At 72.2% G+C, this 21834-nt stretch carries 20 protein-coding genes; 10 read left to right on the top strand and 10 right to left on the bottom strand.

The window, feature by feature from the left end; all coding sequences use genetic code 11:
- Positions 1-157 precede the first annotated feature (157 nt).
- Positions 158-895 (top strand): RNA polymerase sigma factor, encoded by a 738-nt coding sequence (locus tag ACSQ2D_RS16925; protein ID WP_435987089.1) that lies wholly within the window; start codon positions 158-160, stop codon positions 893-895.
- Positions 896-1248: 353 nt separating this feature from the next.
- On the top strand, positions 1249-2538 hold the full coding sequence (locus ACSQ2D_RS16930) for a hypothetical protein (protein ID WP_435987090.1): 1290 nt from the start codon (positions 1249-1251) through the stop codon (positions 2536-2538).
- A 92-nt stretch (positions 2539-2630) separates the two neighbouring features.
- On the opposite strand, the gene ACSQ2D_RS16935 is transcribed toward ACSQ2D_RS16930, so the two are convergent.
- From ACSQ2D_RS16935 to ACSQ2D_RS16960, 6 genes are all read right to left on the bottom strand, one after another.
- Complete coding sequence (locus ACSQ2D_RS16935; RefSeq protein ID WP_435987091.1) at positions 2631-4478, bottom strand: 1-acyl-sn-glycerol-3-phosphate acyltransferase; 1848 nt, start codon at positions 4476-4478, stop codon at positions 2631-2633.
- Complete coding sequence (locus tag ACSQ2D_RS16940; RefSeq protein WP_435987092.1) at positions 4475-5521, bottom strand: NAD-dependent epimerase/dehydratase family protein; 1047 nt, start codon at positions 5519-5521, stop codon at positions 4475-4477. Before ACSQ2D_RS16940 ends, ACSQ2D_RS16935 begins: the two co-directional genes overlap by 4 nt.
- 284 nt (positions 5522-5805) lie before the next feature.
- Complete coding sequence (locus tag ACSQ2D_RS16945; protein WP_003792170.1) at positions 5806-5904, bottom strand: 30S ribosomal protein bS22; 99 nt, start codon at positions 5902-5904, stop codon at positions 5806-5808.
- 228 nt (positions 5905-6132) lie between these two features.
- Entirely contained in the window at positions 6133-6333 is a 201-nt protein-coding gene (locus ACSQ2D_RS16950; RefSeq protein ID WP_020145054.1) for a helix-turn-helix domain-containing protein, read from the bottom strand.
- A 184-nt stretch (positions 6334-6517) separates the two neighbouring features.
- Positions 6518-7831: an aspartate--tRNA(Asn) ligase gene (gene aspS, locus ACSQ2D_RS16955; protein ID WP_435987093.1), complete on the bottom strand. Its 1314-nt coding sequence runs from the start codon at positions 7829-7831 to the stop codon at positions 6518-6520.
- Between the two features lie 475 nt (positions 7832-8306).
- Positions 8307-9503, bottom strand: a complete 1197-nt coding sequence (locus tag ACSQ2D_RS16960) for an acetoin utilization protein AcuC (protein ID WP_435987094.1) — start codon at positions 9501-9503, stop codon at positions 8307-8309.
- A gap of 50 nt (positions 9504-9553) precedes the next feature.
- Between ACSQ2D_RS16960 and ACSQ2D_RS16965 the strand changes: the two genes are divergently transcribed.
- A complete protein-coding gene (locus tag ACSQ2D_RS16965; RefSeq protein ID WP_435987095.1) occupies positions 9554-10222 on the top strand; it encodes a potassium channel family protein in 669 nt (222 codons plus the stop codon).
- Between the two features lie 93 nt (positions 10223-10315).
- Here the strand turns inward: ACSQ2D_RS16965 and ACSQ2D_RS16970 are convergent, their stop codons facing one another.
- The 4 genes from ACSQ2D_RS16970 to ACSQ2D_RS16985 form a co-directional block, all read right to left on the bottom strand.
- Complete coding sequence (locus tag ACSQ2D_RS16970; protein WP_435987096.1) at positions 10316-10843, bottom strand: N-acetyltransferase family protein; 528 nt, start codon at positions 10841-10843, stop codon at positions 10316-10318.
- 92 nt (positions 10844-10935) lie between these two features.
- On the bottom strand, positions 10936-11448 hold the full coding sequence (locus tag ACSQ2D_RS16975) for a GNAT family N-acetyltransferase (protein ID WP_435987097.1): 513 nt from the start codon (positions 11446-11448) through the stop codon (positions 10936-10938).
- A 15-nt stretch (positions 11449-11463) separates the two neighbouring features.
- Complete coding sequence (gene proC / locus ACSQ2D_RS16980) at positions 11464-12270, bottom strand: pyrroline-5-carboxylate reductase (RefSeq protein ID WP_435987098.1); 807 nt, start codon at positions 12268-12270, stop codon at positions 11464-11466.
- A 13-nt stretch (positions 12271-12283) separates the two neighbouring features.
- Positions 12284-13234, bottom strand: a complete 951-nt coding sequence (locus ACSQ2D_RS16985) for a proline dehydrogenase family protein (RefSeq protein ID WP_435987099.1) — start codon at positions 13232-13234, stop codon at positions 12284-12286.
- A gap of 174 nt (positions 13235-13408) precedes the next feature.
- Between ACSQ2D_RS16985 and ACSQ2D_RS16990 the strand changes: the two genes are divergently transcribed.
- From ACSQ2D_RS16990 to ACSQ2D_RS17020, 7 genes are all read left to right on the top strand, one after another.
- Positions 13409-14140: a hypothetical protein gene (locus ACSQ2D_RS16990; protein WP_435987100.1), complete on the top strand. Its 732-nt coding sequence runs from the start codon at positions 13409-13411 to the stop codon at positions 14138-14140.
- Entirely contained in the window at positions 14137-14958 is an 822-nt protein-coding gene (locus ACSQ2D_RS16995) for a maleylpyruvate isomerase N-terminal domain-containing protein (protein ID WP_435987101.1), read from the top strand. Before ACSQ2D_RS16990 ends, ACSQ2D_RS16995 begins: the two co-directional genes overlap by 4 nt.
- An 84-nt stretch (positions 14959-15042) precedes the next feature.
- Positions 15043-16329, top strand: a complete 1287-nt coding sequence (locus ACSQ2D_RS17000; RefSeq protein WP_435987102.1) for a lactate 2-monooxygenase — start codon at positions 15043-15045, stop codon at positions 16327-16329.
- A 106-nt stretch (positions 16330-16435) separates the two neighbouring features.
- A complete protein-coding gene (locus ACSQ2D_RS17005) occupies positions 16436-17188 on the top strand; it encodes an SAM-dependent methyltransferase (RefSeq protein ID WP_435987103.1) in 753 nt (250 codons plus the stop codon).
- Positions 17185-17670 (top strand): nucleoside deaminase, encoded by a 486-nt coding sequence (locus tag ACSQ2D_RS17010; RefSeq protein WP_435987104.1) that lies wholly within the window; start codon positions 17185-17187, stop codon positions 17668-17670. The genes ACSQ2D_RS17005 and ACSQ2D_RS17010 overlap by 4 nt, the downstream gene beginning before the upstream one ends.
- 200 nt (positions 17671-17870) lie before the next feature.
- The gene (locus tag ACSQ2D_RS17015; protein WP_435987105.1) at positions 17871-18791 is read left to right on the top strand and encodes a hypothetical protein; all 921 of its coding nucleotides are present in this window, start codon (positions 17871-17873) and stop codon (positions 18789-18791) included.
- A 265-nt stretch (positions 18792-19056) separates the two neighbouring features.
- Positions 19057-21675 carry an ATP-dependent Clp protease ATP-binding subunit gene (locus ACSQ2D_RS17020; protein ID WP_435987106.1) on the top strand — a complete coding sequence of 873 codons (2619 nt, stop codon included), beginning with the start codon at positions 19057-19059 and terminating at the stop codon, positions 21673-21675.
- Positions 21676-21834 lie beyond the last annotated feature (159 nt).

Here is a 21834-nt window from a genome sequence, read left to right on the forward strand (position 1 = left end):
CGCTCGCGGCGCCACACGTCGGGTGCACCACAAAACGTCATCGGGGTCCCATGCGGGGGCGCATTCCGACAGACTGTCCACAATGCGCGCGAACAGGACGTCGGCCCGCCGGCCCCCACCTGTCCTCGCACCGGGAAGGGCCCCGGGGCGGGTGTCGATGCCCCCTGCCCGCCCGGCACCCGCCGGCGCCCTCCCGGCGCTCCTCGACCCCCCGGCATACGCCCTGCCGACGTGGCGCTCCGCGCTCGACGCGCTCTGGGCCGCCCTCGCCGACGAGGGGACCGACAGGACCGCGCTGACCCGGCCCGGACCGGGCCCTCGGCGCCACCCCGAGCGCGACGCGGACGAGCAGGCCCGCATCGCGGCGCTCGTCGAGCTCGCCCAGCGCGGTGACAAGGAGGCCTTCGCACAGCTCTACGACATCTATGTCGACACCGTCTTCCGCTACGTCCTCGTCCGCGTCGCCAACCGGGCGCTCGCCGAGGACCTCACGTCCGAGACCTTCCTGCGCGCGATGCGCCGGATCGACTCGTTCACGTGGCAGGGCAAGGACATCGCGGCGTGGTTCGTCACCATCGCGCGCAACCTCATCGCCGACCACGTGAAGTCGGCGAAGTTCCGCTTCGAGGTCGCGACCGCCGACATGCGCGACGCCGACGAGCGCGTCGACGCCCCCGACACCGAGGTGCTGACCCGGCTGCGCGACGAGCGTCTCGTGTCGGCGATCAAGCAGCTGGGTTCCGACCAGGCCGAGTGCATCACCCTGCGCTTCCTCCAGGGACTCAGCCTGGCCGACACGGCCAGGGTGCTCGACAAGTCCGAGGGGGCCGTGAAGCAGCTCCAGCTGCGCGCGACCCGGGCCCTGCGCAAGGCGCTCGAAGGAGTCGAGCTGTGACCCGCGTAACCCGACCGGCCCCCTCGTCGTTCTCATGGCGTAGGGACGGTGCGTGTGGGCCCGGACCGACACTCGGCGCGCTGACCGGCGCGACCGTGGAACGTGTGAACGCAGGTGGCGCGGTGGCAGCGACGACGGTGCTCCGGCCCCTGACGAACGACCCGCACCACCCACCCCTCGCCACACGACGTGTCGTATGCCGTGCCGTGCCGTCCCAGCCGGGGCTGCCGGGTCGGGCGAGGGGCTCCGGCACGCCCTGACGGCACGACCAGCTCGACCGACCAGCCCGATCAGCAGACCAGCACGACCGACCAGCACGACAGACCGACGGACTCGAGAGACGGAGGAGGGACATGGACCTCGGTGCCAACGCCGACGGCGAGCTCCTCCAGCGCGCCCTCGAGGGCGAGGCGGTGTCCGAGCCCGGGATCCTCGAGCTCGTCGCCGTGCTGCACGCCGTGCAGGCCGTCGACCAGGCCGGGCTCGCGCCCCGGGCCGAGTTCGTCTCGGACCTGCGTGCCCGGCTGCTCGCCGACGACGCCACCGCGGTGGCGCCCCTCGCTCCCCTCGCGCCCGGCGAGCCCGGCGGGGCGGACGGTGCCGGTGACGGTCCCGGCGAGGGCGGCACGGTCTCGATCCTCCGCGTCGCGGCCAGGCCCCTGAAGTTCATCGCAGCGGCGGCCGCGAGCATCCTCGTCATCGGTGGCGCCCTCGGGTTCGCGTCGCGCTCGGCCGTCCCCGGCGACGCCCTCTACGGCGTCAAGCAGCTGCTCGACCGGGCCGCCGTCCAGCTCGCGGGCTCACGCTACGACGAGGGCGTGACCTACCTCGCGCAGGCGCAGGAGCACATCGCGGACGCCCGCGACCTCATCGACGGCGGCTCGCCGTCGACGCACGACCTCGACACGGCCTACGACGCGGCGACCGACGCGACCGGTCGCGCCCAGACCATCCTCATGGAGGTCTACCGCACGGAGCAGCGCGCCGACGCGCTGACCGAGCTGGCCGACTTCTACACGCGGGCCATCCCCCAGGTCGACGCGATGCGACCGCGGGTGCCCGAAGGCTCGCTCGCGTCCTGGCAGCGTCTGCGCGACCTGCTCGGCGCGGGCCAGGTGGCGACCCTGAGGGAGCTGGCCGCGTGCGGCGTGTGCGGCGACCGAGCCACCGCGGCGAGGCAGGCCCTGGCACGACTGCCCGGCGCGGTCCGCCCCAGCAGCCCGGTGAGCGGCACGTCCGCCCCGGGCACCGTGCCGTCCCGGCCCGGTGCCACGACGACCCCCCGGCCCACGGGCTCGGCTCCCCGGCCGCCGGTGGTCTCGGCGACCGTCCCCGGCGGCGTGTCGGTGCCCGGCATCACCGTCACGGGCGGCGTCACCCTGCCCGGCGGCACCATCAACCTGCCCGGAGTCGGGGTCACGAGCTCGTCGGTGGCCGTCGGCGGTGGCGGGGTCACGCTCCCCGGCGCGACGGTCAGCCTGCCGGGTGTGGGCGTCACCTCCTCGACGATCGGGGTCGGCGGCGGCGGCGTCACGCTGCCCGGCGCGACGATCCCGCTGCCCGGCGCGACGATCCCGCTGCCGTCGGTGACCCTCGGCGTCCCCACGGTGCCGTTGCCGCTGCCGACGAAGATCCTGCCCTGACCTGAGGCCGGGACGTCGTCCCACTCCGGCCGGACGACTGCGAATCGGCCGCACCACGACCCACGGCCGGCGGGCGCGCGCGTGGTCGTCGGTCAGAGGAAGACGGACTTGCGCTGCATGAGCAGGCTGTAGAGCGTCTGCTGGATCGTCTCGCGCACCTGGTCGGTGAGGTCGAAGACGAGCATGGGGTCATCGGCGGCGTCGGGGCCGAAGCTCGTCGTCTCGATCGGCGGCCCGAACTCGATGAGCCACTTGCTCGGCAGCGGCACCATGCCGAGGGGGCCGAGCAGCGGGAAGGTCGGCGTGATCGGGGCGTAGGGCAGCCCGAGCAGCCGCGCGACCGCGGGCATGTTGCCGAGGATGGGATAGATCTCCTCGGCCCCGACGATCGACACCGGCACGATCGGCACGCCGGCGCGCAGCGCAGCAGAGACGAACCCGCCCCGGCCGAAGCGCTGCAGCTTGTAGCGCTCGCTGAAGGGCTTGCCGACGCCCTTGAAGCCCTCGGGCCACACACCGACGAGGGCGCCGCCGCTGAGGAGCCGCTCGGCGTCGGAGTTGGCCGCGAGGGTCGTGCCGGAGCGCCGGGCCATGGTGCCGATGAACGGCATCTGGAAGACGAGGTCGGCCCCCAGCATCCGCAGGTGCCGGTTGCGCGGGTGCTCGTCGTAGACGGCCACCTGCGTCATGAGCGAGTCCATCGCGACGGTGCCGGAGTGGTTGCCCACGACGAGGGCTCCCCCGACGTCGGGGATGTTCTCGATGCCGCGCACCTCGACCCGGAACCACTTCCGGTAGAGCGGGCGCAGCAGCGGGAGGTGGACGTTGACGGTGTAGTCCTCGTCGAAGCCGAACTCGTCGACGACGTAGTCGCCCGTGAGGCGGCGCCGGAGGTAGGCGAGGGTCTCGGCGACCTGGCGTTCGACCTCCTCGGCAGGCACCCCGGCCGAGGTGGCGGCGGCGCGCAGCACGTTGACGGCGAGCTCGACGAGCTCGGCCGGGCCGGGCCGCGACTCGGAGGTGAGCTCGGCTCCGTCGAGCACCGCACCGACGAGCTTCTCGGCCCGCGACTGCAGCCCCGATGTCAGCGCGTGCTCCCAGCCACCACCGTCGCCCGCCGGCGTATGCCGTGTGTCCGGCTCGGCCTCGGAGCGGGCGCTGCGCGCGTGGGTGTCCTCGACCGGCGGGACGGCGCGCAGGCGGGCCGGCTCTCCCGGGGCCGCGCGACGGGGCGAGCGCATCGACGCGCGGCTCGGCCTGGTCCGCGGCGGGGTCGGCTCGGCGGGGAGGGTGTCGGCGGGGTCTCCGGGCTCGGTGATGTCGGCGACCTCGACCGGCTCGTCGGTGTCGGCGGCGCCGGTCTCCCGGGTCGGGGCCTCGTCCCGCGCGGGCCGGGCCTTCGGCGTGCGCGCTGGACGGGACTCCGGCTCGGTCGGGCCCTCGGTCACGGCTGCCTCGATGAGGTCGTCGGCCACGGAGTCGGAACCCGCTCCGGTCGCGAGCCGGCGCGCGGCGCTGACCTCGACGGGCGCGGTGGGGATGAGGGGCGTGCCGCTGCGTCGACGACGCTCACCGGAGGCGCGGGCCGCACCGGCTGCGAACGCGCCACGGGCCGGTCGGGTCGAGGTCGTGGAGGCGGCCTTCGCCTCCGTGCCCGACGTCGTCGCGGCGGACGTCGTCCCCGGCGTCTTCGTCCTCGCCGTCCTCGGCGTCGCGGTGGACGTCGTCGTCGCCTTCTTCGGCTGTGCCGTCGAGGTCTTCGCGCTCTTCGCCTTTGCCGTCTTCGCCTTTGCCGTCTTCGCCTTTGCCGGCTTGGCCTTCCCCGGCTTCGGCTTCGCCGTCCTGGCGCTCGCGGACGTCGACGGCGCGGACGTGCCCTTCGACGCCGCGGCGTCGGCGGGCTCCGTCGTGTCGGCGGCCTTGCTCGGGTCGGCGCTCACGGCTGGATCCTGTCGAAGACGCGGGAGAGGGCTGCGGCGGTGCCGCCGGCGGCGTCGCTGACGACCTCGCCGACGCCTTCCACGCCGGGCACGGCGGGACGCAGGTGTCGTGCGTAGTCCTCGAACGCCTCGCGCGTGGTGAAGTGCGGCTCGAACTCGAGGACGGAGCGCATCCGGGTCGTGTCGAGCCCGCGGCCGAAGGCGAGGAAGGTCAGCTGGTCGGACGAGAAGTCGGCGAACCCGCTGCGCTTGACGATGTTGCCGATGAGGCCGGCAGCCGACAGGGGCACGGGGACGACCGCGCGACGGGCGATCGCGGTGCACTGCGTCACGGTGAGGAAGCCGTCGCCGGCGACGTTGACGATCCCGGCCGGCGCCCCGGTGGTCGCGAGGATCATGGCGGCCGTCGCGTCGTCCTCGTGGATGAACTGGAACCGGGCGTCGTAGCCGAGCGGGATCGGCACGAGCGGCAGCGCGAAGTAGTCGGTGATGGCGGTGTGGATGCTCGGTCCCACGACGTTGGCCAGGCGCAGCATCGTGATCTCGACGTCGGGCCGACGCCGCGAGAAGCCGCGGACGTAGCCCTCGACCTCGACGGAGTCCTTGCCGAAGCCGGTGCGCGGCAGGGTCTTGGGGTTCATGTCCTCGCTGAACATCGCGGGGTCGCGGGGCGAGGAGCCGTAGACGGCGGCGGAGGACTTCACGACGAGCCGTGACACCGACTCGGACTTCTGGCACGCGGCGAGCAGCTGCATCGTGCCGATGACGTTGATCTCCTTCTGCGTCACCCGGCCGCCGGAGTCCTTGGGCGTCGCGATGACGTTCATGTGCACGACCGTGTCGACCTCGGCCTGCGCCATGATGCGCCCGATCATCGGGTTGCGGATGTCGGCGCGCACGAACTCGGCCCGTCCGATGGAGTGCTTCGGCGGCACGACGTCGACGCCGAGGATGCGCTCGATCGAGGGGTCCGACGAGAGCCGGCGGGCGTAGAGGCCACCGAGATAGCGGGACACGCCCGTGACGAGGACGACCTTGGCCATCGGCTCCTCCTGTCGTCGGTCGGTGCGGACGTCGTGCACGTGCGCTGCTCGGGCTGGCTCGACGGGTGCGCGCGCTGCGGAGGAGTTCTCGCTCCCCCGCCCTCGCAGCCTACCGAGAGCCTGCTCGATCCGTACCCGGGCAGGGCGCCGGATGGTCGGATGTGTCGAGGCTCTCGATGGAGCCCTCGGTGGATGCCGGCCCCCGGGAACGCGAACGACCCCCACCGGAGGTGAGGGTCGAGAGCGTGCGGGGCGATGCCGCCGATATACCTGAGCTGGTCAGGTCACTTCTTGTTGCGACGCTGGTGGCGCGTCTTGCGCAGCAGCTTGCGGTGCTTCTTCTTCGCCATCCGCTTGCGGCGCTTCTTGATGACAGAACCCATGTTTGTCCTTGTCGTGAGACGTGTCCTCGAACTGAGCTGGTGCCGACCTGCGTCGACACCCCTCGGAGAAGGGTAGGTCGAACTTCACGAGCCGAACAGGCTCACAGGGTAGCGCGTGCGGGCTCCCTACCCCAAAAGCACGTCGACGAGCCCACCTGCGCGAATGCCGAGGGGGCGGCCGGACCGGGTGGTCGCGGCCGCCCCCTCGGGTGCGTGGTGACGCTGCTGTCACGCGGTGTCGATGTAGGACGTCTGGAGGTACTTGTGCACCGCATCCTCCGGAACCCGGAAGGAGCGGCCGACGCGTACGGCCGGAAGGTCTCCGCCGTGGACGAGTCGGTAGACGGTCATCTTCGACACACGCATGATCGAGGCGACCTCGGCGACGGTCAGAAACCGCACCTCGGCGAGCTGGCGCTCATTCGACATGTGTTACCCCGATCTTCGGTGGGTTTGCACCCGCGCGTCGACGGCTTCCCCTCCGGCGAAACTGCACGCAGGTGCAAGAAGCAACATTAGGGGCAGATGTGACTGGAGGGGAAGCGAACGGAAGAACGAATCGATCACGCGCAACTCGACACGCCGGTGGGACCGCTGTGGATCTCCCGGCCGGTCATGGCTCCAGACGGTGCAGGTCACGCGGGAAGAGCGTCACCTCGCGGATGTTCTCGGCACCCGTCAGCCGCCCGACCCAGCGTTCCAGGCCGATGGCGAAGCCGCCGTGCGGAGGCATGCCGTGGGCGAAGGCGTCGAGGTAGCCGGCGAGGATCGACGGGTCGGTGCCGGTGCGCTCGAGGGCCGCGGCGTAGTCCGACGGGCGATGGAGACGCTGCCCGCCGGTCGTCAGCTCGAGGCCCCGGAAGAGCAGGTCGAAGCTGTTGCTCCACCTCTCGTCGCCCGGCTGCGGGTGCGTGTAGAACGGCCGCTTGCCCATCGGGTAGCCCTCCACGGCAAGGAAGTCCGAGCCGTATGCCGTCTTGGCCCACTCGCTGAGCGCGCGCTCGTGCGCGGGGCTGAGGTCGGGCTCGTCCGGGTCGGCGCCGACCTTCGCGAGGGCGTCGCTGAAGTGGATGACGGGGAACTGCTCCGGCACCTGCGGCAGCTCGACGCCCAGGAGCGCAGCGGCGTCGGCGGCATACTCCCGGATGCCTTCGACCATGCCGGCGATCGCCTCGCGCAGCACCGCGAGCACGTCGTGGTGGTCCCGGATGAAGCCGAGCTCGGCGTCGAGGGAGGTGTACTGCGCGAGGTGGCGCACGGTGTCGTGCGGCTCGGCGCGGAAGACGGGCCCGACCTCGAAGACGCGCTCGAAGACCCCGACGAGCATCTGCTTGTAGAGCTGCGGGCTCTGCGCGAGGTAGGCGGTGCGGCCGAAGTAGTCGACGGTGAAGACGTTGGCTCCCGACTCGGTGGCGGTGCCGACGAGCTTCGGGGTCGCGATCTCGGTGAACTCGAGGCCGCCCAGGGCCGCCCGGAAGCCGCGCATCGACGCGCTCGCGAGCTGCCACGCCGCCCGGTGCCGCGGGTGGCGCAGGGTCACCGCCGCGTGGTCGAGGTGCGTCGGCAGGCCGGCCCCGAAGGTCGGGCGCCACAGCTCGGTCGGCGGCGCGAGCGCCGGCTCGGTGAGCGGGGTGACCACGGGCTCGACGAGCTCGGCACCGCCGGGCGCCGACTCGTTGGCCGAGACGGTCCCGGTCACCTCGACGACGGTCTCCTCGGGCAGACCCGAGAGCTGCTCGACGGTCTCGCGGTCCTTGACGACGACCTGGGCGAGGCCCGAGCGGTCGCGCAGCACGAGGAACGTGACGCTCGCGAGGACGCGGCGCCGGTGGACCCACCCGGCGAGCGTGGCGCGCTCGCCGGAGGGCAGGGACCCGAGGTCCCGCGCGAGCACGCGCGGAGCAGCGGTCGTTGGGGTTGGTTGCATTCCGTTCACCTCCAGAGGGTTGGTGCCCCGGAGGTGTGGGCGATGGGGAATGTCGCTGTGCCACCACACCTTCGCCGCCCCGGATCGCGGACGGCCTCTGGTCGTGCTCGGCTCAGGATCGTCAGGCCCGTCGTCGCCGTGCGCCCAAGGTTAGGGGTTCAGCACGCTGCCCACCAACCCGATTGTCAGGGTCGCCGCGGCGCCGGCGTCGCCTGGACGCAGCGCAGCGAGCGAGGAACGAGCGAGCGGAGCGGAGGAAGGCGACGCCTGACGGGCGCCGAGGCACGCGCCGCAGCGAAGCGAGGCGCCGACAACACGCCGCGGCGCCGGCGTCGCCTGGACGCAGCGCAGCGAGCGAGGAACGAGCGAGCGGAGCGGAGGAAGGCGACGCCTGACGGGCGCCGAGGCACGCGCCGCAGCGAAGCGAGGCGCCGACAACAGGGCACGCGCCGCAGCGAAGCGAGGCGCAGAAGACTCAGTCGAAGTGGACGTCGAGCCCGTGCAGCGGGAAGACGGCCGTGCGCGTCGCCATGACGGCGCGGTCGACCTCGCTCGCCGGGTCGTAGCCCATCTCCCACGAGCGCCACCAGAGCGGCCCGTCCTCGGCCGTCAGGTCGCCCATGCGATGTGGGCCGGGGCGGCCGAAGACCTGCTCGACGTGCGCGCGCCAGTCCTCGGGGACGGGGGTGCTCGTCGGGATGGGGGCGTGGGCGGCGATGGCGGTGAGGTGGGTCCACGTGCGGGGCACGACGCCGATGACCTCGTAGCCGCCGCCACCGAGGGCCACCCAGCGGCCCTCGCACACCTCGTGCGAGAGGCGGTGGAGCGCGTCGGCCGCGGCCCGCTGGGCGTCGACCGTGACGGCGAAGTGCGCGAGCGGGTCCTCGGCGTGGGTGTCGCACCCGTGCTGGGTGACGAGCACGTCGGGCTTGAAGGCGCGGATGAGCGGCATGGCGACGGCGTGCAGGGCGCGCAGCCAGCCGGCGTCGCTGAGGCCGGGCGGCAGGGCGACGTTGACGGCGGTGCCCTCGGCGTCGGGGCCGCCGATGTCAGTCGGCCAGCCGGTGCCGGGGAAGAGCGCGCGGCCCGTCTCGTGGACCGAGATCGTCAGCACCCGGGGGTCGTCCCAGAAGATCCGCTCGACCCCGTCGCCGTGGTGCACGTCGACGTCGACGTAGGCCACCCGCTCGGCGCCGTGGTCGAGGAGCCACTGGATGCCGACGGCGATGTCGTTGTAGACGCAGAAGCCGCTCGCCTTGCCGCGCATCGCGTGGTGGAGGCCACCCGTGAAGTTCACGGCGTGCTCGGCCTCGCCCTCCCAGACGGCGCGGCAGCTGTCGACCGTGCCCGACACCACCCGGGCGCTCGCGTCGTGCATGTCCCGGAAGGCCGGGTCGTCCTCGGTGCCGAGGCCGTACGCGTCGTCGGCGCCGGAGGGGTCGGTCGAGGCGGCCTTGACCGCGGCGACGTAGTCGTCGTCGTGGACGGTGGCCAGCAGCTCGTCGGCGGCCACCTCGGCACCGACCACCTCGACGCCGTCGACGTCGAAGACCCCGAGGGCGTCGCAGAGCCGGGCCGTGAGGTCCAGACGCGCGGGCGCCATCGGGTGCGTGGGACCGAAGTCGTACCTCGTGAAGGAGGAGTCCCAGACGACCCGGGCCTGAGTTGGCATGATTGAGACGCTATCGCGGAAACGCGCCACGGACGACGGAGGTAACACCCATGGGCCGCAACCGGCTCTTCGACGACGACGTCATCGTCATCGGGCTGGGACGCTTCGGCTCGGCCGTCGCTCTCGAGCTCACCAAGCTGGGCCACCGGGTCATCGCCGTCGAGCGCGACAACGCCATCGCCGAGAGCTACGTCAACAAGGTGGCCAAGGTGGTGCACGCCGACATGGCGCAGTCGACGGCGCTCGACATGATCCGCCAGGCTCAGCCGCGGATCGCGATCGTCGGCATCGGCTCGTCCGTCGAGTCGTCGGTCCTTGCAGCGGCCAACCTCGTCGACGCCGGGGTCCCCTCCATCTGGGCCAAGGCCCTCTCGCCCGAGCACAAGCGCATCCTCGACCGCATCGGGGTGCACCACGTCATCTCGCCCGAGGCCGACTCCGGCCGTCGCGTGGCCCACCTCGTCAACGGCAAGATGCTCGACTACATCGAGTTCGACGACGGCTTCGCCATCGTCAAGCTCAAGCCGCCGGCCGAGACGATCGGCTTCACGCTCGAGCAGAGCCAGATCCGGCGCAAGTACGGCGTCACCGTCGTCGGCGTCAAGGCCCCGGGCGAGGACTTCACGTATGCCGTGCCGCAGACGAAGATCTCGGCACACCACATGCTCATCGTCAGCGGCCCGGTCGAGCTCATCGAGCGGTTCGCCGCCCGCCCCTGACCCGGGAACGACTGCGGCACAGACGAACCCACCGTCCCGAGCGAAGGGGCGGTGGGTTCGTGTCACACATGGCGGCCGGAGCGCGCCGAAGGGTCAGAGGCGCAGCGAGGGTCCGTTGTCGGCGCCGAGCGGCAGGACCATGGCGATCTCCTCCTCGCCGTCCTCCTCGCTGACGACACCCATCGGTCGGCGGTAGTCGGTGGGGCGGAAGCCCATGCCGCTCGCGAAGGCGACGGCGCGGCCGTTCTCGGTGCCGACCCAGTAGACGAGGTGGGAGTGGCCACGCTCGGCGGCGAGCGTGGCACCGTCCTTGACGAGGTGGGTCGCGACGCCGGAGCCCCGGGCCTCCGGACGCACCCACAGGCCGAAGAGCTCGCCGGCGGTGCCGTCGCTCTCCTTGGCGGTGCCGACGCTGACGACGCCGACGGCGACGCCGTCACGCTCGGCCACGAGCCGCGCGGAGCGCTGCATGCGTTCACGCCAGAAGTCCTCGTCGTAGGACGCTTCGTCGTCGACCGAAGCCACGAACGCCTCGGGCGATTCACGCAGTGCGGCGAGGCGGACGGAACGGTAGTCCTCCCAGTCGTCCTCGCCGAGGGGACGCACGGTGATGTCGCTCATGGGTCCACCTTCGCACGACAGGTAGCCGCACCGCACCCGAGGGGCGGTGAACGTTCGGGGGCACGACGGGACCGACTGCCCGACAGGGCGACTCAGAAGCGGTGGACCATCTCGATCTCCCGCAGGTCCGGCCGTCGCGGGTGGTCGTGGACCGCGCCGGTGCGCACGAACCCGCACCGCGCGTACAGGGCCTCCGCCGCCGCGTTGGAGCTCGTCACCTCGAGGACGACCTCGGACTTGCCGAGTCGCCTCGCGTGCTCGAGCACGGCCCGGACCAGGGCCTCGCCGACACCGCGACCGCGGGCCTCCGGGGCGACGTACATGCCGAACAGCGTTGCGGTCGTGGCCCGCTCGGGCTCCCAGTGGGAGCCGAGGCCGGCGCTGCCGAGGACGCCCGACGCGTCCCGGGCCTGCACGAGCCAGGCGCCTTCGATCCGCTCGCGCCAGTCGGCCTCGTCGTAGGCGGCCTCGTCGGCATAGGTGAACCAGAAGGCGTCGGGCGCGTCCTGGAGCATCGCCAGGCGGACGTCCCGGTGCGACTCCCAGTCGTCGGGCGAGACGGGGTGCAGGTGCAGGCGCTGGTCGTGGGTGTGCGGCTCGGCCATCACCCCACGATGCCCTCAGACCTGCCCGGACGCCAGCTGTTTCGAGCGGGCCGCCGCGGCCTCGATGGCCGTGACGAAGGCGGCCCGGACCTTGTGGTCGTCGAGCTGGCGCAGCGCCGCCACGGTCGTGCCGCCGGGCGAGCTGACCTGCTCGCGCAGCACCGTCGGGTGCTCCCGGGTCTCCTTGAGCATCGTGGCCGCGCCGTAGAGCGTCTGGACGACGAGCTCGGTGGCCGTGGCGCGCGGCAGCCCGAGCACGACGCCGGCCTCGATCATCGCCTCGACGACGTAGAAGATGTAGGCCGGGCCGCTGCCGGAGATGGCCGTGACGGCGTCGAGGTGCTTCTCGGCGAGCCGGACGACCCGGCCGCACGAGCTGAGCAGCGCCTCGGCCTCGGCAAGATGGTCGTCGGTGCAGTGGCTGCCGGGCGAGATGCCGGCCATGCCCTGGTCGACGAGCGCCGGGGTGTTGGGCATGACGCGGATGACCGACGTCCCCTCGGGCAGGCGGGACTCGAGGAACTCCGTCGTGATGCCGGCGGCCAGCGAGACGACGGCGTTGCCGGGGACCACGTGGTCGTGGATCTCGTCGAGGAGCGCCGCCATGTCCTGCGGCTTGACGCACAGCACGAGCGTGTCGGCGACGTCGGCCGCCTCGGCGTTGGCCAGGACGCGCACGCCGTAGCGCTCGGCGAGCGCGTTGACCTTGTCGGGGGTGCGCCCGGTGACGACGAGGTCGTCGGGCGTGCGCCCCGACCGGATGAGGCCGGAGACGAGGGTCTCGCCCATGACCCCGGCACCGAAGATGGCCGTCGTCGTCATCGTCCGCCTCCGCTCAGCTCTTGGTCGCGACGCCGCGCAGGAAGAACATGACGTTCGCCGGCTTCTCGGCCATCCGGCGCATGAGGTAGCCGTACCACTCCTGGCCGTACGGGATGTAGACGCGCATCTGGTCGCCGCGGTCGGAGATCCGCTTCTGCTCCTCGGGGCGGATGCCGTAGAGCATCTGGTACTCGAACGACCTGGGGTCGCGACCGGCCTGCCCCGCGAGCGCACCGGCGATCTCGATGAGCCTGGGGTCGTGCGAGGCCACCATCGGGTAGCCCTCGCCCTGCATGAGGATCTTGAGGCAGCGCACGTAGGACTTGTCGACGTCGGCGCCCGACTGGAAGGCGACCGACTCGGGCTCCTTGTAGGCGCCCTTGCAGAGGCGGACGCGGGAGCCCGCGTGGGCGAGGTCCCGACAGTCGGCCTCGGTGCGGTAGAGGTAGGCCTGGAGCACGGCGCCGACGGTCGGGAAGTCCACACGCAGCTCGCGCAGGGCGTCGAGCGTCAGGTCCGTCGTCGTGTGGTCCTCCATGTCGAGGGTCACGGTCGTGCCGCCCTGCTTGGCCAGCTCGCAGATCTCGCGGGCGTGGTCGAGCGCGATCGCGTTGCCGTCGCCCGGCAGCGCCTGCCCGAGCGCGCTCAGCTTGAGCGAGACCTCGACGGCGCCGCCCTCGGTGAGCCCCTGGTCGCGCAGGGCGGTCAGGAGGGAGAGATAGGCGTCGCGCGTGTGCCGGGCCTGCGCGAGGTCGGTCGTGTCCTCGCCGAGGTAGTCGATCGTCGAGAGGCGGCCGGACGCCGCGATCTCGGAGGCGGCTCCGACGACGTCGGCGCGCTCGGCACCGGGCACGAAGCGCTTGACGACCGAGCGCGACACGGGCGCCTTCTCGATGACGTCTCGGATCTTCTCCTGCTTGGACAGCTGCAGGAGCGAGTTGCGCAGCAGGTCGCTGGCGTCCACGGGGGCCTCCGGGTGGTGCTCGGGATGTCGCTCGGGTGACGGTGGCGGGCGGTGGTGACCGTCCCGCCGGGCAAATCTACCGCCGTCGGGAGCCCGCGCCCGCCCGTCCCCTCCGCGGGCCGCCCCCCGTGCCGCACGCCGGCTCGTGCGGGGCCATGGGGCAGACTCGCAGCCATGGCTCGACCGACCGCCGCCCGCCGACCCGTGCCCGCCGTCCTCGCGGCCGCTGCCGTGCCGCTCGTGCTCGCCGCGTGCTCCCAGCCGGCCTCGACGTCGCCCACCACCACCCGGGCCGCCGCAGCGACCTCCTCCGACGTCCCGTCGAGCCGGACCACGACCGACGCGCCCCTGACGCCGCCGTCGAGCGTCGCGCCGCCCCGCGTGCACGCCGCGACGGCGGTCGCCTCCTACCTCGGTGACCACGACCTCACCGGGCTGACCCGCACGGACGGCGAGTCGGTGACGGAAGCCGTGCTCACGTCGTGCCCCGGCGGGCCCACCGTGGCCCGGGACGTCGGCCCGACGGCATACGCCCGCGCCTGGGAGGGACCGGGCGGCGTCCGCGCCGACGTCGCCGCGATCACCTACCCCGACCTCCCGGCGGCCGCGAGGGCGGCCGGACCGCTGCTCGACGCGGCGGCCGCCTGCCGGGCGCCCCGGCCGGCCAAGGGCGTCACGACGACCGTCGCCAACCAGCGCCGCGACGTGGCGGAGGGTATGCCGCTGGGCCGGGTCGACGTGACGCGGACGTCCCCGGACGAGACGCGCCACGACTACGTCGGCGTCGTCCAGGTGGGCAACGTGCTCGTGCGGCTCACCTACTCGTCCGTCGACGCGAAGGTCGCGAACGAGAAGGGGTCGACGGCGCTCGCGCTGCTGGCCCGGGACGTCCAGAGGCTCCGATGACCACGACCGACGACGCCGCCCTCTCCGTGCCCGGACCGCTCGGCGTCTCGCTCGACGACCTCGGCGAGGCCCTCGGGGCCGCCGCGACGGTGCTGCGTGCCAACGCGATGGCCGCCGGGCTCGACGCACCCGTCCCGACGTGCCCCGAGTGGACCGTGCTCGACCTCGTCGTCCACCAGGGCATGGTCCACCGCTGGGCCGCGAGCCACCTGCGCGGTGCTCCGGCCGAGCCGGAGCCCCTCGAGCGCGAGGGGCGCGAGTCCGCCGACGTGCTCGGCTGGTTCGACGACGGCGCGACCGCGCTGCTCCAGTCGATCGTCGACGCGCCGGACGACCTCGACGCGGCCGTGTTCCTCAGGGAGGCGCCCGCCCCACGCCTCTTCTGGACGCGCCGGCAGTGCCACGAGACGACGGTCCACGCCGTCGACGCGCTCGGAGCGCGGCTCGGGCGGCCGGCCCGCGCCGACGAGACGTGGATCCGGCCCGCGGTCGCCCTCGACGGCATCGACGAGCTGCTCGTCGGCTTCGTCACCCGCCGGAGGGAGGGCGCGTCGCCCGGCGCGCCGACCCGGCTGCTCGTGCGCCCCGACGACGCCGACGTCGCCTGGCTCGTCGACCTCGACACGGGTCGGCCGGTCCGGACCCGCCGGGTCCGGCCGGTGTCCGCCGAGTCCCCAGAGTCCGCAGAGTCCGTGGCCGACCACACCCTGGGCGGAGACCCCGTCGACCTCTACCTCCGGCTCTGGAGCCGCGGTGCCGCCGCGCCGGTCGACGAGCTCGAGCGCTGGTGGCGCGAGACCATCTCGATCTCGTGGTGACCCCCGGCTCGACCGCATAGCAGGATGGGCGCAGCACCCGGGTCGCACCGCCGTGGCCCGGGCCGTGCGACCAGAGGAGCTCGTATGCCGCAGGAGGGCATCGGACGGACCGTGCAGTCGGCCATCTACCGGGCCGGCGCCTTCGGCCGCAGACCGGCGGTCCCGACCGACGGCACGCAGCTCGAGGCGGCGGCCCGCCGGGCAATGTCGAAGCGCGGGTTCGCCTACGTCGCAGGCTCGGCCGGCTCCGAGGCGAGCGCCGACGCCAACGTTGCTGCCTTCGCCCGGTGGCGCGTCGTGCCCCGGATGCTCGTCGACACGACCGAGCGTGACACCTCCGTCGAGCTCTTCGGCCGACGGCACGAGAGCCCCTTCCTCGTCGCGCCGGTCGGGGTGCTGTCGATGGCCGACGAGGAGGCCGACCTCGCCGTCGCGCGCGGCGCCCGGGAGCAGCACGTCACCCAGATCCTGAGCACCCAGGCGTCGGTGCCGATGGAGGACGTCGCCCGTGCCCTCGCCGGCTCCGGGCACTGGTACCAGCTCTACTGGAGCAGCGACGACGATCTCGTCGAGAGCCTCGTCGCCCGCGCCGAGGCGTGCGGCAGCGACGCGCTCGTCGTCACCCTCGACACGGCATACCTCGGGTGGCGTCCCCGCGACCTCGACCTCGGGCACCTGCCGTTCGCCCGCGGCGGGGGCATCGCGCAGTACACGTCGGACCCCGTCTTCCAGCGGCTCGTCCGCGAGCGGGTCGCGGCCGCCGGGCCGACGGTCCGGCCGCGGCCCACCCCCGCGGCCGTCGCGACGCTCGTGTCGATGAGCCGCAACCACCCCGGCGACACCCGCCACAACCTCACGACACCCGAGCCGCGCGCGGCCGTCGAGACGTTCCTCGACGTCTTCAGCCGACCCTCGCTGTCGTGGGACGACCTGCCGAGACTGCGGGCGATGACGAGCCTGCCGATCGTGCTCAAGGGGATCCTGCACCCCGACGACGCCCGACGCGCCGTCGACGCCGGGGTCGACGGCGTCTACGTCTCCAACCACGGCGGTCGCCAGGTCGACCGGTCGGTGGCCGCCCTCGAGGCCCTCCCCGGCGTCGTCGAGGCCGTGCGCGGTTCGGGATCGGATGCGCCGGTGATCTTCGACAGCGGGATCCGTTGCGGCGCAGATGCGTTCGTCGCACTCGCCCTGGGCGCGACGACCGTGGGCATCGGGCGACCACACGTCTACGGTCTGGCCCTCGCCGGCGCCGACGGTGTGTCGGAGGTGCTGCGCAACCTGCGCGCCGAGCTCGACCTCCAGCTGGCGCTCACGGGATGCACGTCGCTCGCCGACCTCACCCCCGATCGGCTGGCGCCCGCCCCCTGACACCGTCGAGAGGCCATCCGTTGGCGCCGGGTGATCATCGGGAAGCCACTTCTCGCCGCCTGGAACCGGGTCGACGCGGTCGGGGCCCATCCCGGAGGATCGGTACATGCCCGCCCTCGACCACCTGACCCGCGACGCCTACCCGAAGTCGAACGGCTACGACGCGAAGTGGCTCGTCGACCTCGACATGGGCCCGCACCCGCTGTGGCTGCTCGAGGACCTCGCCGCCGACCTCGACCTGCGCCCCGGCATGCGCGTGCTCGACCTCGGCTCGGGACTCGGGGCGACATCGGTCTTCCTCGCGAGGGAGTACGGCGTCAGCGTCGTGGCCGCGGACCTGTGGGTCGACCCGACCGAGGCCGCCGCGGTCTTCCGCAAGGAGGGCGTCGACGACCGCGTCCTCGCGGTACGGGTCGACGCGCACGCTCTCCCCTTCGGCCGCGGCTCCTTCGACGCCATTCTCAGCATCGACGCGTGGGAGTACTTCGGCACCGGCGACCACTACCCGCCCTACCTCGCGACGTTCCTCAAGCCGGGCGGCCAGCTCGGCGTCGCGACACCCGCCCTCACGACCGAGGTGCGCGAGCTCGGCGAGATCCCCGAGCACATCGACCGCGTCGTCGGCGCCGAGTCCGCCGCGTGGCACACCGCCGACTGGCTGCGCAGCCAGTGGGAGTTCAGCCGCGCCTTCGCGGCCGTCACGGCCCGCACCCAGCCGGACGCGTGCGCGAACTGGCTGCTGTGGGAACGTGCGGTCATGGAGCTCAAGGGTCAGGCCACCTCGCCGGTGCAGGGGATGCTCGAGGCCGACGGCGGCGCGTTCGTCACGTTCGCGCTCGTCACCGGGAGGGTCGCATGAGCCTCGACGCCACCGACCTCGTGCACCTGCGTCGAGCCGTCGAGCTCGCCCGTCTGGCCCTGGAGCGGGGTGACGAGCCGTTCGGCTCCGTCCTCGTGTCGGGCGAGGGCAAGGTGCTCTTCGAGGACCACAACCACGTCGTCGCGCTCGAGGCCACCCAGCACCCCGAGTTCGCCATCGCCCGCTGGGCAGGCGCCCACCTGACCGCGCCGGAGCGGGCCGCCGCCACCGTCTACACCTCCGGCGAGCACTGCCCCATGTGCTCGGCCGCGCACGCCTGGGTCGGCCTCGGCCGGATCGCGTATGCCGTGAGCTCGGCACAGCTGACCGCGTGGCGGTCGTCGTGGGGCTCGGCCCCGTCACCCGTAGCTGCACTGTCGATCCGCGACGTCGTGCCGGGCGCGGTCGTCGACGGTCCGGCCCCCGAGCTCGAGGCCGAGGTCCGCGACCTCCACGACCGCTTCGCCCACCGTCACCCCTGACCCAGCCACCCGGCATACGCCGGGATGCACCAACCCAAACCACCCCGCCCGCCCCAACCCGCCCGCACTTTCGGGGGCCGCGGCCCTCAAACCGTCGGGATAGGGCCCAAAACCCGCACCTTCAGGCGCCGCGGCCCTCAAACCGTTGGGGCTGTGGAGAGCGCGAGCAGGGGCCCCGGCTCCTGGGAGATGGTCGGGCCATGACCCTGAACGAGGGACGGCCGTTTCTCCGGTCCGAGGCGAGGCACCTGTCGGACGGCCGGCTGCGCCGCGACTACCGCCCGCTCTTCCACGGGGTCTACGTCAGGCGCCGGAGCCCGGTCGGGGACATCGAGCTGGCCGAGGCCGCCCTGAAGGTGGCCGAGCCGGGCAGCTATGTCTCACACCACACGGCTGCCCGGCTGCTCGGTGCCGTGGTGCCCGACGATCCCGACGTCCACGTCACCTCCCGGCGTCACCGGGTCAGGGGGGAAGGCCTCGCCGGCCACCGGGCGAAGGCGGTGCAGCAGGTCGTGCCGTGGCGCGGGATCCGGATGACGTCACCAGTGCAGACCTTCCTCGACCTCGCCCACTGCCTGGCGCTCGTCGACCTCGTCGTCCTCGGGGACTCGCTCGTGCGACGGAAGCGCACGTCACCCGAGCAGCTCGTGTCGGCGACCCGCGACCATCGGGGCCCGTTCTCCCGTTTGGCCCGTCGTGCAGCGGCGCTCGTCCGGGCGGGCGTCGACTCGCCGATGGAGACCCGACTGCGGCTGCTCATCGTCCTCGCCGGACTTCCCGAGCCAGAGGTGGACCACCGGGTGCACGACGAGGCCGGCACGCTGCTGCGGCGCTACGACCTCGCCTACCTCCCCTTCCGACTGATCATCGAGTACGACGGCCGGCAGCATGCGGAGTCCGACGAGCAGTGGCTCACCGACATCGCGCGCGACGAGGCGTTGGACGACGACCGCATCCGCCGGCTCGTGATCGTGTCCCGGGACGTCTACTCGTCCCCAGCGAACACGCTGGCGAGGATCACGCGGGCCATGCGCCAAGCAGGTATGCCGGTGCCCCGGCTCCGGGACGAATGGCGCCGACACTTCCCGAGCAGACCCGGCGACCTCGCCGTCCCGGCCTGACCCGACCTCGGCGACCCGCCCGACACGGGTGCGAAACGCGCCCGCAACAGTGCGGGCGGACACTGGACGGGTACGACACGGCATACGCAAGGATCACGACACGCCTCACGGCATCTGTCCGCTCACGGCGAACAGCGGCCGAACCTGAGCCGATCACGCTCAGGATGGGGAACAGGAGGGACACCACCGGCGTTGGTCGGGGTGTGCTCGTCCACAGCGGGCACGGATAGCATCGAGATGTCTCTCGATCAGTCAGGAGAAGAACATGTTCGAACGGTTCACCGACAGGGCCCGAAGGGTGGTTGTCCTCGCGCAGGAGGAAGCTCGCCTGCTCAACCACAACTACATCGGGACCGAGCACATCCTCCTGGGTCTGATCCACGAAGGCGAAGGCGTCGCCGCGAAGGCCCTCGAATCGCTCGACATCTCGCTCGAAGCGGTCCGGGCCCAGGTCCAGGAGATCATCGGCCAGGGGCAGCAGGCCCCGACCGGCCACATCCCCTTCACGCCCCGCGCGAAGAAGGTCCTCGAGTACTCGCTCCGCGAGGCTCTCCAGCTCGGCCACAGCTACATCGGCACCGAGCACATCCTGCTCGGCCTGATCCGCGAGGGCGAGGGCGTCGCCGCCCAGGTCCTCGTCAAGCTCGGCGCGGAGCTCAACAAGGTCCGTCAGCAGGTCATCCAGCTGCTCTCCGGCTACCAGGGCGGGCAGAGCGGCGAGAAGGCCGGCGCCGGCGTCGGCCAGAGCCAGGCCGAGGGCACGCCCGCGGGCTCCCTCGTCCTCGACCAGTTCGGTCGCAACCTCACGCAGGCTGCCCGCGAGGGCAAGCTCGACCCGGTCATCGGACGTGAGAAGGAGATCGAGCGGGTCATGCAGGTGCTGAGCCGCCGCACCAAGAACAACCCCGTCCTCATCGGCGAGCCCGGCGTCGGCAAGACCGCCGTCGTCGAGGGTCTCGCCCAGGACATCGTCAAGGGCGAGGTGCCCGAGACGCTCAAGGACAAGCAGCTCTACACCCTCGACCTCGGCTCGCTCGTGGCCGGCAGCCGCTACCGCGGTGACTTCGAGGAGCGGCTCAAGAAGGTCCTCAAGGAGATCCGCACCCGCGGCGACATCATCATCTTCATCGACGAGATCCACACGCTCGTCGGTGCGGGTGCCGCCGAGGGCGCCATCGACGCCGCGTCGATCCTCAAGCCGATGCTCGCCCGTGGCGAGCTGCAGACGATCGGTGCGACGACGCTCGACGAGTACCGCAAGCACATCGAGAAGGACTCGGCCCTCGAGCGGCGCTTCCAGCCGATCCAGGTGCAGGAGCCGACGCTGCCGCACGCCATCGAGATCCTCAAGGGTCTGCGTGACCGCTACGAGGCCCACCACCGCGTGACGATCACCGACGGCGCGCTCGTCGCGGCCGCCAACATGGCCGACCGCTACGTCAACGACCGCTTCCTGCCCGACAAGGCCATCGACCTCATCGACGAGGCCGGCGCGCGACTGCGCATCCGCCGGATGACGGCTCCGCCGGACCTGCGTGAGTTCGACGAGAAGATCGCCGCGCTCGTGCGCGAGAAGGAGTCGGCCATCGACGGCCAGGACTTCGAGCGTGCGGCCCGCGTCCGCGACGACGAGAAGCGCCTGCGCCAGGAGAAGGCCGCCCGTGAGGCCCAGTGGAAGTCGGGCGACATGGACGTCGTGGCCGAGGTCGACGAGGAGCTCATCGCCGAGGTCCTGGCTGCGAGCACCGGCATCCCGGTGTTCAAGCTGACCGAGGAGGAGTCCAGCCGCCTGCTCCACATGGAGGACGAGCTGCACAAGCGCATCGTCGGCATGGACGACGCCGTCAAGGCGCTGTCCCAGGCGATCCGCCGCACCCGTGCAGGCCTGAAGGACCCGCGCCGCCCCGGTGGCTCGTTCATCTTCGCCGGCCCCACCGGTGTCGGTAAGACCGAGCTCGCCAAGACGCTCGCCGAGTTCCTCTTCGGCAGCGAGGACGCGCTGATCCAGCTCGACATGTCCGAGTACTCCGAGAAGCACACGGTGAGCCGTCTCTTCGGTTCGCCCCCCGGCTACGTCGGTTACGAGGAGGGCGGCCAGCTCACCGAGAAGGTGCGCCGCAAGCCGTTCTCCGTCGTGCTCTTCGACGAGGTCGAGAAGGCCCACCCGGAGATCTTCAACTCGCTGCTGCAGGTGCTCGAGGACGGCCGCCTCACCGACTCGCAGGGTCGGATGGTCGACTTCAAGAACACCGTCATCATCATGACGACCAACCTCGGCACGAGGGACATCTCCAAGGCCAACATGGGCTTCTCGGCCGGACCCGACAGCCGTTCGGACTACGAGCGGATGAAGGCGAAGGTCACCGACGAGCTCAAGCAGCACTTCCGGCCCGAGTTCCTCAACCGTGTCGACGACACCATCGTGTTCCCGCACCTCAACCGGGCAGAGATCACGCAGATCGTCGACCTCGAGATCGCCAAGCTCGACAAGCGGCTCAAGGACAAGGACATGGGCATCGAGCTCACGCCCGCGGCCAAGGACCTGCTCGCCAAGAAGGGCTACGACCCCGTGCTCGGTGCGCGCCCGCTGCGCCGCACCATCCAGCGCGAGATCGAGGACGCCCTGTCCGAGAAGATCCTCTTCGCCGAGTTCGGCTCCGGCCAGTACATCCGGATCGACACGGAGGGCGAGGGCAAGGAGGAGAAGTTCACCTTCTCCGACATGGCCCACCCGGACGCCGCACGCCGACCGGCCGACGACCTCCCGGAGCTTCCCGAGGGCGCGGCCCTCGACGAGGCGCTCGGGGTCAACATCACGGCCGGACCGCCCGTGCCCGACGACCAGGTCTACCCCGACGCGGGGCTGACCGGCACGGAGCGCTGACCCCGGCGATCCACCAGCACGGCCGAAGGGGCCGGGGACATCACGTCCCCGGCCCCTTCGTCGTACGCCCTCGTCCCAGCCGTCATACCGGGGTCGTATGCCGCCCAGCCCGGGAGGCGACCACGGCCCGATGTGCGACCCGGCCCGCCGCGGCGAGGG

The sequence above is a fragment of the Terrabacter sp. LjRoot27 genome, assembly GCF_964254175.1.
GTDB lineage: Bacteria > Actinomycetota > Actinomycetes > Actinomycetales > Dermatophilaceae > Terrabacter.